The organism is Prochlorococcus marinus subsp. pastoris str. CCMP1986 (assembly GCF_000011465.1).
Classification (GTDB): domain Bacteria; phylum Cyanobacteriota; class Cyanobacteriia; order PCC-6307; family Cyanobiaceae; genus Prochlorococcus_A; species Prochlorococcus_A pastoris.
Window position 1 is genome coordinate 1201348 of the sequence record NC_005072.1, and the last position, 12582, is coordinate 1213929.

Annotated in this window: 12 protein-coding genes and 1 tRNA gene; 4 read left to right on the top strand and 9 right to left on the bottom strand. The window is 29.5% G+C overall.

All coding sequences use genetic code 11. From position 1 onward, the window contains the following. Window positions 1–8: 8 nt before the first annotated feature. The 4 genes from TX50_RS06715 to TX50_RS06725 are packed head-to-tail and all read right to left on the bottom strand — an operon-like array spanning window position 9 to window position 3192. Window positions 9–776, bottom strand: coding sequence for a hypothetical protein (locus tag TX50_RS06715; protein ID WP_011132883.1), 768 nt, complete (start codon window positions 774–776; stop codon window positions 9–11). Between the two features lie 2 nt (window positions 777–778). After that, the gene (locus TX50_RS09885) at window positions 779–940 is read right to left on the bottom strand and encodes a DUF5989 family protein (protein WP_225866752.1); all 162 of its coding nucleotides are present in this window, start codon (window positions 938–940) and stop codon (window positions 779–781) included. 3 nt (window positions 941–943) lie between these two features. Continuing rightward, complete coding sequence (locus tag TX50_RS06720) at window positions 944–1336, bottom strand: SxtJ family membrane protein (protein WP_011132884.1); 393 nt, start codon at window positions 1334–1336, stop codon at window positions 944–946. 2 nt (window positions 1337–1338) lie between these two features. Beyond that, window positions 1339–3192: a carbamoyltransferase family protein gene (locus tag TX50_RS06725; protein ID WP_011132885.1), complete on the bottom strand. Its 1854-nt coding sequence runs from the start codon at window positions 3190–3192 to the stop codon at window positions 1339–1341. A gap of 514 nt (window positions 3193–3706) precedes the next feature. On the opposite strand from TX50_RS06725, the gene TX50_RS09210 reads away from it, so the two are divergent. Then, window positions 3707–4159 (top strand): acyltransferase, encoded by a 453-nt coding sequence (locus TX50_RS09210; RefSeq protein WP_011132886.1) that lies wholly within the window; start codon window positions 3707–3709, stop codon window positions 4157–4159. Window positions 4160–4161: 2 nt separating this feature from the next. Then, window positions 4162–4893 (top strand): class I SAM-dependent methyltransferase, encoded by a 732-nt coding sequence (locus TX50_RS06735; RefSeq protein ID WP_152556142.1) that lies wholly within the window; start codon window positions 4162–4164, stop codon window positions 4891–4893. Between the two features lie 39 nt (window positions 4894–4932). Here the strand turns inward: TX50_RS06735 and TX50_RS06740 are convergent, their stop codons facing one another. From TX50_RS06740 to TX50_RS06760, 5 genes are all read right to left on the bottom strand, one after another. After that, window positions 4933–5907 (bottom strand): glycosyltransferase family 2 protein, encoded by a 975-nt coding sequence (locus TX50_RS06740; RefSeq protein ID WP_011132888.1) that lies wholly within the window; start codon window positions 5905–5907, stop codon window positions 4933–4935. Beyond that, complete coding sequence (locus tag TX50_RS06745) at window positions 5897–7189, bottom strand: hypothetical protein (RefSeq protein WP_011132889.1); 1293 nt, start codon at window positions 7187–7189, stop codon at window positions 5897–5899. The genes TX50_RS06740 and TX50_RS06745 overlap by 11 nt, the downstream gene beginning before the upstream one ends. A gap of 28 nt (window positions 7190–7217) precedes the next feature. Beyond that, window positions 7218–7290, bottom strand: a tRNA-Ala gene (locus TX50_RS06750). 476 nt (window positions 7291–7766) lie between these two features. After that, window positions 7767–8645 carry a glycosyltransferase family 2 protein gene (locus TX50_RS06755; RefSeq protein ID WP_011132890.1) on the bottom strand — a complete coding sequence of 293 codons (879 nt, stop codon included), beginning with the start codon at window positions 8643–8645 and terminating at the stop codon, window positions 7767–7769. A gap of 392 nt (window positions 8646–9037) precedes the next feature. Further along, entirely contained in the window at window positions 9038–10027 is a 990-nt protein-coding gene (locus TX50_RS06760) for an SDR family oxidoreductase (RefSeq protein WP_011132891.1), read from the bottom strand. 203 nt (window positions 10028–10230) lie between these two features. Here TX50_RS06760 and TX50_RS06765 point away from each other — a divergent pair, with 203 nt between their 5' ends. Beyond that, window positions 10231–11379 carry a DegT/DnrJ/EryC1/StrS family aminotransferase gene (locus tag TX50_RS06765; protein WP_011132892.1) on the top strand — a complete coding sequence of 383 codons (1149 nt, stop codon included), beginning with the start codon at window positions 10231–10233 and terminating at the stop codon, window positions 11377–11379. Continuing rightward, window positions 11333–12499 carry a DegT/DnrJ/EryC1/StrS family aminotransferase gene (locus TX50_RS06770; RefSeq protein WP_011132893.1) on the top strand — a complete coding sequence of 389 codons (1167 nt, stop codon included), beginning with the start codon at window positions 11333–11335 and terminating at the stop codon, window positions 12497–12499. Before TX50_RS06765 ends, TX50_RS06770 begins: the two co-directional genes overlap by 47 nt. Window positions 12500–12582: the final 83 nt, after the last annotated feature.

The window sequence follows — 12582 nt, forward strand, 5'->3', positions numbered from 1 at the left end:
TAATTTATTTAAGATTCCCTCTTCATCTGTAGGATAATTTTTTTTATTATTCTATTAAATGTTAAATTATATTCCTTGCTGGGATTAATTCTACCTCCTTTTGTAAAAACTGGAATTGGTCTAATTACAGACAAATGCTTAACTACAGTTTCATTAAAACCTACATTATCGTTATCATAAAAAACCAAAACAATGTCAAACTTTTGCTTTTTGATTGTCGAAATAATAGGTTTTACTACACCTTTTAAATTAGCTATATATTCATTTGGTCCATTATTACCAGCCCCAAGATTAATCGTATTTGCACCAACTAATGTTTCAAATACCTCTGTAAATGTGTATTCATCATCAACACAAGCGCCATTAGTATAAGAGTCACCTATAAAAAATGTTGCACCCTCTTTATTGATCTTATCCCAGTTTTGATCTTTATTTCGCATTCCAAATCTGTCAGACTTGTAAGTCACCAAGCCATAACCCTCATTACATAAATAGGAATTTGTATATGGAAGTGTCCCTACAGGGTAAAATTTCGAAGACAAAAAATATTTTAAAGTCTCTGCTGGATAGAAAGTTGGCAAGTTCCCTTCTTTAACACTATTGATTTTGAAAGGATAGTCAAATTCAATTTGACGTTTTAATTCTTTATCATAGGGTACCTGAAAATCCTGGTGCTTTACAGATATTAATTCTTCTAAAAAAGAGTAGGCTAATAGAGGGAAAATGGAGGCCGAACAAAATAAAGCACAATTTAAAACTATTCCTTTAAATTTCATCCTCAAAATATTGAGTAAATAAAAGGCGCAATAACAGAACCTTGCGTAAATACAATCAATGTTCCCATGAAGACAATTGTAAAAATCAAAGGTGCTAACCAATACTTTTTGCGGACTTTGAGGAAGTCCCACATGTCTTTAACTAGATCAAGAAATGCTTCCATAGTTTAAAAGATTCGTGTAATGTCAGTTTGATGATTCTGTTTGTTTTCCCTATAGGTTTTTTTATCTTTTCTTTTTTTTCTTAATGGATCGTATCCAGAAATACGCATAATTAAAGCAATTGGTAAAAGGACAAGAATAAATACCAGACCTAATACTAAATGACTATTGACCCATCCTAGCTTATGACCAAGTAACATCCAGCCCTTATACGGATAAAGCAATATTCGAGGTGCGATGAGCCCAATAATTAGTCCAGGGATACCTATCAAAAGGGTCCATTCTCTAAATCCATGACCTGCAAAAGAAGGCATTATCCAACCGATTAGGAATGGAAATCCAATTCCAATAAGAATACCAAATTCACGAAGTTTCTTTTTAGTGATTTTTTCTGACATAGTTAATCGAGTTCAAATTCTTGCATCCAGGTTTCATCCGTTTCAATCTTTGGTTGTTCGCTTTTGAAGAGAATTTGATTCTCAAGAACCAAAATATCCATCTCAGTTCTCATAAAACATCTGTAAGCATCTTGGGGAGTACAAACGATAGGTTCTCCTCTTACGTTGAATGAGGTATTAACAAGCGTTGGGCAACCAGTTTTTCTTTTGAAGGTACTTATCAGATTGTGATATCTAGGATTTGTTTTATAGCTAACTGTCTGGATACGTGCCGAGTAATCAACGTGAGTGATTGCTGGCAATGAAGACTTAGGTACATTAAGTTTTTCAATACCAAAAAGCTTATTTTCTTCTTTTGACATCTTCTTTCGAAGTTCTTCTTTAACTGGAGCGACAAATAGCATATAAGGACTTTTAGTAGATATTTCAAATTGGGTTCTGACATCTTCTTCAAGAACAGATGGAGCAAAGGGTCTAAAACTTTCTCTATATTTAATTTTGAGATTCATTACGCTTTGCATTTCTTTATTTCGTGGATCACCAAGAATTGATCTTGCTCCAAGCGATCGAGGTCCAAACTCCATCGGCCCATTAAACCAACCAACTACATTTCCTTTTTCTATTTCGCAGGCTAATTTGTCGAATAATTCATTATCGTTATAAGTATAAAAAGTAGCATTTATTTGATTGAGATATTGAACGATTTGGTCATTACTGTATTCTGGACCAAGGTATGCTCCTTTCATTGAGTCGCATTTGTTTATATTTCGATCTTTTTTATGATATTGGTACCAACTTACTAGTGCCGCGCCTAGTGAAGATCCTGCATCTCCGCTTGCAGGCTGAATCCAGATATTTTCAAATATATTTTCTCTTAGAAGCAATCCATTCGCTACACAATTAAGTGCAACACCGCCAGAAAGGCATAAATTTTTCATACCTGACTCTTTACGAAGAGAACGCGCTATTTTTAGAACAATTTCCTCAGTTACAGATTGAATTGAGGCTGCTATATCCATATGGAATTGTGATAATTCCGTCTCAGCTTTACGAGGTTTAATTCCAAAAAGCTTGTGGAATTTTCGTCCAGTCATGCGAAAACCCCTATGATATTTGAAGTAACTTATGTCGAGATTGAAAGTACCATCTTTTTTGATATCAATTAAATTCTCCTTAATTTTGTCAGCATATTTAGGCTTTCCATATGGAGCAAGGCCCATTAATTTGTACTCTCCTGAATTTACCTTGAAACCACAATAGTAAGTAAATGCAGAGTACAAAAGTCCGAGAGAGTGAGGGAAACTAATTTCCCAAATAGGTTTTAAAGAATTATTTTTACCGGTCCATGTTGAAGTTGTCGCCCACTCGCCAACACCATCCATACATAAGACTGCTGATTCATTGAATGGACTTGGATAAAATGCAGCAGCAGCATGAGAAAGGTGGTGTTCTGAGAAATGAAGATTTGGTAACTGAAATAAGTCTTTAGAAAGTTCTTTTTGAATTAGTTTAAGATTGAGTTTTATTTGATTCTTCAAAAATAGTTTTTCTTTTAACCAAACTTGCATTGCTGTAATAAAAGATCTAATACCTCTTGGAGCTACACCAAGATAGGTTTCCATTAGTCTTTCAAAAGTCAGGAGAGGTTTTTCGTAATAAACAACTTCTTGTATATCAGCAAGACTAATTTTTTGTGATTTCAAACAATATAGGATTGATAATTTCGGGAAGCTTGAGTCATGCTTTTTTCTAGTAAATCTTTCTTCTTGTACAGCAACTACAATTTCGCCATTCTTAAGTAAAGATGCTGCACTGTCATGATAAAAACAAGATATTCCAAGAATGTAATGATCCATTAATTAACAATAAAACTTTAAGTGAAACTTAGGAGATTTGAACTCCTTCCTCTTCATGCCATGAAGAAAAAAAACTGGCGAGTCCCATTACTATAACATCCATTAGAGATCATTACTAAAAGTAAATTGCGAAATCCGTTATAGGTTTTTAAGAGAGTATAAAACTCATTTCAATTATAAATATATCGCCAGCTTTTTCTTTAAATCAAGTGTAGAACCCGAGTACTTTACTAAATATCCATCTTGAGTATAGTTTCAGAAAGAATCCCAATTTTGTTAAGAATTTATACTAAAGAATATAATAAAATTTCTTTACAAAAATGGCTATAAAAAAGATTTACTAATTTCCTGTTTTATCCATATGGAAACATTCTCGTTTATGAATTAATAATATCTCTGAAGCGAAATTTTTATTATTAAATAATCTTCCATAACAATTAAAATCAATATCTTATATTTTAATTTTTGTACTATAAGTATATAAATACAAAACAATTATTAGATTTGAATGTAAATGATTACTTTTAAACAATCAATTGTTGGGATTTTAGGTAATATTGCAACAACCTTTTCATTCCTCCCATACTTGCCAAATTTTATTCACAAATTTCGCGGAGTCAGGTTTGAAAATTTTTTAAAGGTACATTTTTCAAGCAATGTTATTTTAGATAATAGATATCCAGATAAAATCAGAATAGATAAAGGAGTTGTTTTTGCTACAGGGTCTTTAATTACAGCTCATTCTTTTGTGCCTAAAAATAACAAAGTAGTTGGCATTAAAGAAATTATAAAATCAGTATTTATTGGTAAAAATGTGTTTATTGGAGCAAAAGCAATTATATTACCAGGAACACATCTTGAGGAAGGATGTTATGTCGCTGCTGGTGCTGTTGTCTCAGGTAAATTCAAAAAAAATTGCTTAATAGCAGGAAATCCAGCTATTATTAAAAGAAGTATTAAGTCTTGATTTTGAAAAGAGATTTTATATGCTTATTAAGAATCTTTATAGATTCGTTGCCTGAATTCATAAGAAATAGCGAAATACTTTTTAGAATTTCAATGTTTATTTTTAAAGTTCCTGCATCATTATTTACATTTAGAAAAAAATATAAATCTGGAATAATTAAAGATCTTTCAGAGTATTATTCTGCCAATGAAAGTTTTTCACTGAAAAGGATTTCAAAAGATACTGATATAAATTCATTGCATTTAAGAATTATCAAAAGATACTTCAAAAAATATTTGCCTAATTCTTTATTAGATGCTGGATGCGGATCTTGTTATTTGTTAGATAATTTTAGAATTTTAAAACCCTCTGCAAAGTTGGTAGGAATTGATTACGATACCCCCATCTCAACAAACAACAAATTCAAATTAATTGAGGGGGATATATTAAATACACTTAAAGGATTTCTGGAAAATTCATTTGAATTTGTTGTTTGTACTCATGTTATTGAACATTTAAATTATCCCGATGAGGTTGTTCTTGAACTAAGAAGAGTATGTTCGAAAATCCTTATTATTATATGTCCAATTGAAAAGGAGTTAAAATGGGGGATGAATTATCATATCAATTTTTATAGTAATAAAAAATATTTTCTGAATTTTATTCTTGATACAAAATTAAAGAATAAAAAAATTAATAATTATAAAATCTATCAAAGATTAGGAGATTTAATGTATGTTGAAAATATTATTTAATTAAAAATTAAGTTTATTTTTTATAGTAAAATTTAATTTTTAATAATTTCTTCTAGATTTCAATCTTCTTATTAGAGGCTGTTGAGTTGAATCATAATAAAGGAATCCAATAACAAGCTGAGAAATAATAATAGCAAGTAAAGTTATAAGATTTGCCTCGCCAGGAGTAGCTAATTGGTTATTAAAAGTACCATTCAAATAGGTTTTGATTATTAAGATAGCTAAAACCAAAGAAAGAATTGAACTACTAAGTAGTTCAAGAGAACCTATATTAAAATCAAGTAAAAAATATTGATAAATTATTCTTTTTAAAAAATTTCTCAAATGATTTTTACTAAATCTGAATATTTCCACAAGAGGTTTAAGAGAACTTTCTTCATCTGAATAATTACTTTTCATTGGAAGTTGAGTAAAACATATATTTTGTAAGCTGCATTGAAACAAGAGATCAGATTCAAAAAAATATCTATTATCTACTTTATCTAATCTAACTTTGAGTAAACCAGTTTCTGTAAATGCGATAAATCCATTTGTAGGATCAAAAAGTTCCCAATAACCACTTGAAAGTTTGTTTAGAAAGCTTAGAAACAAGTTACCAATAAGCCTCAAAAAGGGCATAGTCAGTACATGATCTAGACTGGAAAAACGATTACCCTTTGCCCCATCAAATTCACTTCTAATTAAAGGCTCAATTAATTTAGGAATTAATTGAGGATCAATTTGACCATCGGCATCAACTTTAACAATAATTGCAGAATCATTTTTTAGTAAATACTTCATGCCCCTTATAGTTGCTCCACCCACTCCTAAATTTTTTTGATTATATAAAACTTTAACTTTTTTCGAATTTGCAAATAATCTGGCAACCCTTTCACCGGTATTATATGGGCATCTATCATCGACTAAAACCAATAAATCAGTATACTTTAGAGCTGATTTGATAACGTTTATTGTTTTTTTACCACCTTTATAACAAGGGACAACACAACCTACTTTAACCTTATTATTTTTCATTGTAGTAAAAATCCTCAATCATTTTTGTATTTAAAATTTTTGAAATTGTCATTGATGATATCAAAATATAAGGCGTTATAAACATATAATAATATCGACTCATTGCTACTCCAATTAAGCTTGGAGAAATAGAGATTATACTTGCTAATAGGCAAATCCATAATCCAGTATTAATTATTTTTCTTCTGAAAATAAAAATTCCTAGAATAGATATATAAGTAATAGGAGCTAACAAAGTTGTCCCCACCGAAACCCTCATTAAAAAGGATAATAGAGGAGTTGTTTCTGAATTATGAGTATCTCTTATATCAATTATTCCAGTTAAAAAATCGTTCATCTTCCATAAAACTTGATATAAAAATCCTTCTAGATTTTTTAATATTTCAGAACTTTGAAGCAAAATTTGAATTTTATTTCGCATTAATTCACGATCAAATCCCATGAATGTTCCTTTTTCAATTGAAAATGCATTTAAAGCTGCAATTGAATAATTTCTTGTTTCCCAAAGTTGATTAAAACTAACCACTAAGGAAATAATAAAAATAAATATAAAAAATGAAGATAATTTCTTATCCTTTTTATATTTTAAAATATTTAAGATTTCTAAACAGGCCATTATTAAAGAAACAATAATACAAAAAATTATTGAACTTGGTCTTAGAAGTGACATATAAATCAAGACTAGAAAGAGAAATATTTTTTCTAAAGTTTTATTATTATTCAAATAATTTTCAGATTTGCAATTGAAAATTTTTAAAATTAAATAAGTGCAAATACTCGTACCAAACATAATATAAATAGTTATGCCTCCAGATAAAGCATAAAAATACGAATATGGAGAAAAAGTAAAAAAAATCATTGAAATTATTCCAGTTCTTTCATCAAAAAGCAACCGCCCAGATGCATACGTAAATCGAATAGTTAAAAATGTCAATATTGAGGAAATAGAAATGGTTATTAAATTCCATAACATTGATGTAGAGCTTTGTTTAAATAATTTTATGGATATAAAACTTATCCCTTTTAGTATATTTGGATATAATGGACCACCTTTGAAGGGTTCATAACCACTAAATGTAAAATCAGTATCAACGGCAAATGGATCAGAATCTAAAATATAAAAACCACGATCCCCAATTTCTAAGGGTACAGCTTTAATACCTATTTCTCCATTGCCAGCTTGTATTGGTTTAAAAAAACTTATAAATATAGTAACAATAAGAAAAATCAAAAAAATGAATTCGATAATTTTTGCTTTTCTTGAAGTTAATTTGATACTCATTATTGATTTGATTAATTAAACATTCTTATGGAGCCAAGCGGACTCGAACCGCTGACCCCCTGCATGCCATGCAGGTGCTCTACCAGCTGAGCTATGGCCCCACATCTTGAAACAACAGTTATATCAATCAATCTAAAGATCTCGTTCGTAACTGCCTTAATTCCTATAGTACTTTATAGCGTTTGATTAATGGATTCTGCATCTTAAAATGCACCTAGAGATTTACAAGTTGTAGCATGCTTTCTGGGGCTGAACTAAAGCAATTCCGCACCTACTTAAAAAGTCAGGTTGGGCATGGGTGGTCTGTGGAAGGAAGACAAAGTAAAAGAAGATATTTAACTAGAGTTTTTTTAGATATTTATCTGGCGAGAGAAGTGTAGTTTTTATTGGATATTAATTTTGATGTTGACAATCAAGATCTTAATTTCTTGATATCAGCCTTAAAGACTATTCAAAATCCTTGAAGTAAAACAATTTCTTGATATCAGCCTTAAAGACTATTCAAAATCCTTGAAGTAAAACAATTTCTTAAATCAGTTAAAAAATCCATCCTGATAAATATTTAACAATTAATAGATTATTCCAAGTAGTAAATTATTCTCTCTTCTTTAGATAAATTAAATTTACCATATTTCTCAATATATTTATTTTCAACTTGATTTATATCGATTGGACAAAGTTCTCTATAATTTCTATCTACGGTATCAATCCTTTCTGCTCTATTAAGTAGAACTCCATAAATAAATGCAGGAAATATCAATATAAGATTAATGGAAGATACAATAAAAGACCAATCAGATTTTCTTAAAATCCTTGCCAGATATTCGAAAAAAGATTTTACGGGGTATGGATGATAAGAGAAGCTAACTAACATTGAACTAAACTGAGATTTAATAACTTTGAACAGTTTCTTTTTTCTAGTCTTTATTGGAATTCTTGTTCTAAACAATTTATGTTTGATGGAAAGAAAAGCTCCTTTAGCCGCAAGTTTGTTACACAAAAGTCTATCTTCAGTATAGTAAACATTTGGATATCTATTTTTTAAAAGTAAATCTCTTGGAGCCATATGTATTTGGTAGCCACTAAGAATAAAATTTTCAAACTCTAATCTTTTACTCAATTCATGAAATACTCTTATAAATGAATCTATATAAGGCCCCCATTTATCATCCGCATCTATATGTAGAATGACATATTTTCCTCTTGCTGCCTCAATTGATAAGTTCCTAGTATCACCCAATCTTCTCCTATAGTCTCTTGCAAGAGGTATGTATCTTAAGTTTTCATATACTTTTGAAAGATTTTTGAGTATTTCTACGGAAGAATCTTTTGAGCCATCATCAATAACGATAACTTCATATCTTTCATCCAATTGATCAAGAACACTTTTTAAAGATACTTCTAATGTTTCAGCCATATTATAATTACATACACAAACTGAATAAATAGGCTTCATATAAAAATTAAAATCACACTAATGTAAGATACTCCCGATTTAACTGCTGGGCAAATGTTAAAAAAATTCATATCTATAACTAAATCATCATTTTCTCCCAAAACTACTAAAAAGAGTTTGGCAGATATTAAAAACCTTTTTTGCAATATTTAAATCAAAAGGTGAAATTTCATTATTCATTAACTGTCAAGAAATTTAGACAATTTTATAAAGCTAGAAAAGCCTTAGATTAATATTTAGAAAATAATGATCTCAAAGACTGGTCTTAAATGCGAAAGATAGACTATATAGTTAGAGGTTTAGAAAAAAAATATATTTATTTTTAACAAAAATTTTAATTTATAAAGGATGGTAAAGTTTCAAATAAATAAACATAAATTTTAGACAAATTTTCAATCCTTATATTCATATGTCCATGATTTATTTGACAAATTCTCTATATTTTCAGATATCCATATATTAATAATATTGAGTCCCTCATCAAGAGATACTTCAGGTTCCCAATTTAAAACATTTTTAGATTTTTTTATATCAAGTCTGTAATATCTATCTTTCCCAGGCCTTTCTGGACCAAACTTTAAAATTCTAGATTTATCGACATTAGTTAAATTACAAATCTTATTTACTAATGACATTATAGATATCTCTTCATTAGAACTAAAATTAAATTCTTGTCCAATTCCATCAAATTTGATCATACTGTCAATGGCGCTAACAATATCCTTTGAAAATATAAAAGATCTTCTAGATTCTCCTTTGCCATCCAAAATAAAATTCCTTTCACTTCTACAAGACAAAAATAGTCTTGGAATAATTCTATAAAGTTGTTGACCAACTCCATAAAAATTTGCAAACCTACCAATTAAATATGGAAAGTTATATTGCTTGTAAAGACATCTCAAATTAAAATCTATTGCAGCATGCGAAACTGCATATGGAGTTGAGGGGTTAAAACATTCATCTTCTTTAAGAAAATTTTCATTACTTCCGAAAACTTCAGGAGTTCCTATTCTTATATATTTTTGTAAAAAGGAAGAATCTATTAATGCATTCATCAATCTTGACTTGATTGCAATATTTGTTGTGTACCAAACTTCAGGTTTTAACCAACTTGGAGCAACCATCCCTTGTCCCATAAAATCAATAATGAAGTTTGGTTTTAATCTATTAATATGACTTATCATTTCCTCAACATCATTAGTTAGGTTATATTCAAACCATCTATTCCCCAGATCATTTTTATATTTTTTTATCCATGGCCACTGATAATGATCCTTAACTCTACTTCTATTAAAACCATAAACATCATAATTTCGTTCTAAATATTCTGAGAAAATGAGTTGTCCTGCAAAAGAACCTGATCCAAGAATAAGATATTTCATATATAGTTTTAATAATTTATATATTATTGCACTTTAAGAAGGCAAGTTAAATTTAAAAAAAATTTCAATTGATAAAAATAATCTTATCTTTCTAATTTCTTTCTATTTAAAAGCTTAATTAATAAAAACAGATCATCTACAAAGCAATATATTAAACACAATAGAATTAAGTTACTATATTAATTTAAAGTAAAAAAAAATTAATGAAGAATTTTTATCCTCAACAATATCAAACAGATTCAGAATTTAATATTAACCACAACTATTTAAAGGAACAATTTTCAGACTATAAAGAAATTTTTAATGAAATTGAGAAAGTTGTTAGAGACGGAGATTTCACTTTAGGTCAATCTGTTAACGACGTAGAAGAACTCATAGCTAAAGAAGCTTCGACAAAATATGCTATAGGTGTAGGAAGTGGAACTGATGCTATTTTTTTAAGTCTTAAAGCATTAGGTATCGGGCCTGGTGATGAAGTAATTACAACAACTTACACTTTTTATGCCACTATTGGTGCGATAGTTACAGCTGGAGCAAGACCTGTTTTCTGCGATATTAAAGACGACTTTAATATAAATACAGAAGAGATAGTTTCCAAAATTAATTCAAAAACGAAAGCAATTATTCCTGTTCACTGGGCAGGCAGATCTTGTGAAATGGAAAAAATAAATAAAATTGCTTTTGATAATAACTTATATGTTATTGAAGATGCTTGTCATGCCATTCAAGGTGAATATAAATCTAAGAGATGCGGTTCTTTAGGGGACTTGGGATGTTTCAGTTTTCATCCTCTTAAAAATCTCAATGTATGGGGAGATGGAGGAATAATAACCACCTCAAATGAAGATCTTGCTAATAAATTAAAACTAATTAGAAACCATGGTCTTATAAATAGAAATACATGTGTAGAGTTTGCTTACAACTCTCGCCTCGATTCTATTCAGGCTGTCATTGCTCGTTATTTAATAAAAAATAAACTTCAAAATATAACACATACAAGAATCACGAATGCTCATCTTCTAGATCAAATGCTAAAAGATATACCACAGGTAAATCACCCTAAAAGATTTTCAGAATTAAAAGAAGTTTTCCATCTATATGTATTTAAAGTAGAAAATAGGGATGGGCTTTATCAATATTTAAGAGAAAATGGTATAGATGCAAAAATTCATTATCCAGTACCTATGCATTTACAGCCTGCTGCTAAAACCTTTGGTTATAAAATTGGGGATTTCCCTATAGCAGAAATTGCAGCAAATCAAACAATCTCTTTGCCAGTTCACGAATTCATAAGTTTCGAGCAGATTGAAAAAATGTCTACTATCATCCATAAGTATTACTCCAGTATTTAAAGATAATAATATGAATATTCCTTTCGTTAATTTATCTAGAGAAGCAGATTATTTTCTTCCATTACTTCTTCAAAAAACTGAAAAAGTTCTAAAATCCGGAATCTATATAAATGGACCAAATGTCAAAGAATTAGAAAAGAAAGTCGCAATTTATCTAAATGTAAAATATGTTGTTTCTGTTGGTAATGGATCAGATGCACTTACTTTTATATTGAGGTCTCTAAACTTAAGCTCTAGTGATGAAATTATTTGCCCTGCCAATTCTTTTATTGCAACTGCATGGTCAATTATTGCATCAGGAGCAAAACCAGTTTTTTGTGATGTTGATAAAAACTTTCTTCTAGATATTGATGATTTCAAAAAGAAAGTCAACAATAATACAAGAGCAGTAATTCCAGTACACTTAACTGGCAAAGTTTTCCCTACTGAGCAAATTTTAGATTTTTGTTCTGCCAAAAGTATTAAGATAATTGAAGATGCCGCCCAGTCATTTGGGGCTGGTAAAAATAACGAATATAAAACCGGAGCTATAAGTGATGCAGCGGCTTTTAGTTTGCATCCTCTCAAAAATTTCGCTATCTATGGGGACGGAGGATTAATTTCAACAAATGATCCAGAAATAGCTGATAATTGCAACCTGCTGAGAAATCATGGGTTAAAAAATAGAGACGAAGCGAAAATCTGGGGATATAACTCTAGGCTTGATGAGTTACAAGCAGCTTATGCTTTAACAAAATTGGCAGAGATAGATAATTTAAACAATAGATATATCGAGATCGCAAAAAGATACGATAATGGGATCTCTCCAATTGCAAAAAAACCAGAATTAAGAAAAGAATATAAGGACGTTTTTCATAATTATGTTATTCTCGTTCCAGAAATAAGAAGAAACTCTATAATGAGTAATCTTTATCAAAAAGGGATCGAGACAAAAATTCATTACCCCATTCCTTTACACTTACAGGAATGTTCCAAAAATTTAAATTATAAAATTGGTGATATACCAAGATGTGAACAATACGCAAACTCAATGATAAGTCTTCCAATATATCCAACACTTTCTAACGAAGAAGTTGATTATATAATTGATACTCTTAATAATGAATTAATGTCAATTTGATAAATAGAAATATGTTTAATCTAGTAAATAGTTTTATAAAATTTATTAAATATAAAACTTAATTTTTAAATATTATTTTATAG

What these genes read in the sequence shown, in the direction of transcription:
- TX50_RS06740 (WP_011132888.1), bottom strand. Translation starts at nt 5,907, where the DNA reads ATGAAAAATAATAAGGTTAAAGTAGGTTGTGTTGTCCCTTGTTATAAA.
- TX50_RS09885 (WP_225866752.1), bottom strand. Translation starts at nt 940, where the DNA reads ATGGAAGCATTTCTTGATCTAGTTAAAGACATGTGGGACTTCCTCAAA.
- TX50_RS06765 (WP_011132892.1), top strand. Translation starts at nt 10,231, where the DNA reads ATGAAGAATTTTTATCCTCAACAATATCAAACAGATTCAGAATTTAAT.
- TX50_RS06755 (WP_011132890.1), bottom strand. Translation starts at nt 8,645, where the DNA reads ATGAAGCCTATTTATTCAGTTTGTGTATGTAATTATAATATGGCTGAA.
- TX50_RS09210 (WP_011132886.1), top strand. Translation starts at nt 3,707, where the DNA reads ATGATTACTTTTAAACAATCAATTGTTGGGATTTTAGGTAATATTGCA.
- TX50_RS06725 (WP_011132885.1), bottom strand. Translation starts at nt 3,192, where the DNA reads ATGGATCATTACATTCTTGGAATATCTTGTTTTTATCATGACAGTGCA.
- TX50_RS06745 (WP_011132889.1), bottom strand. Translation starts at nt 7,189, where the DNA reads ATGAGTATCAAATTAACTTCAAGAAAAGCAAAAATTATCGAATTCATT.
- TX50_RS06720 (WP_011132884.1), bottom strand. Translation starts at nt 1,336, where the DNA reads ATGTCAGAAAAAATCACTAAAAAGAAACTTCGTGAATTTGGTATTCTT.
- TX50_RS06760 (WP_011132891.1), bottom strand. Translation starts at nt 10,027, where the DNA reads ATGAAATATCTTATTCTTGGATCAGGTTCTTTTGCAGGACAACTCATT.
- TX50_RS06715 (WP_011132883.1), bottom strand. Translation starts at nt 776, where the DNA reads ATGAAATTTAAAGGAATAGTTTTAAATTGTGCTTTATTTTGTTCGGCC.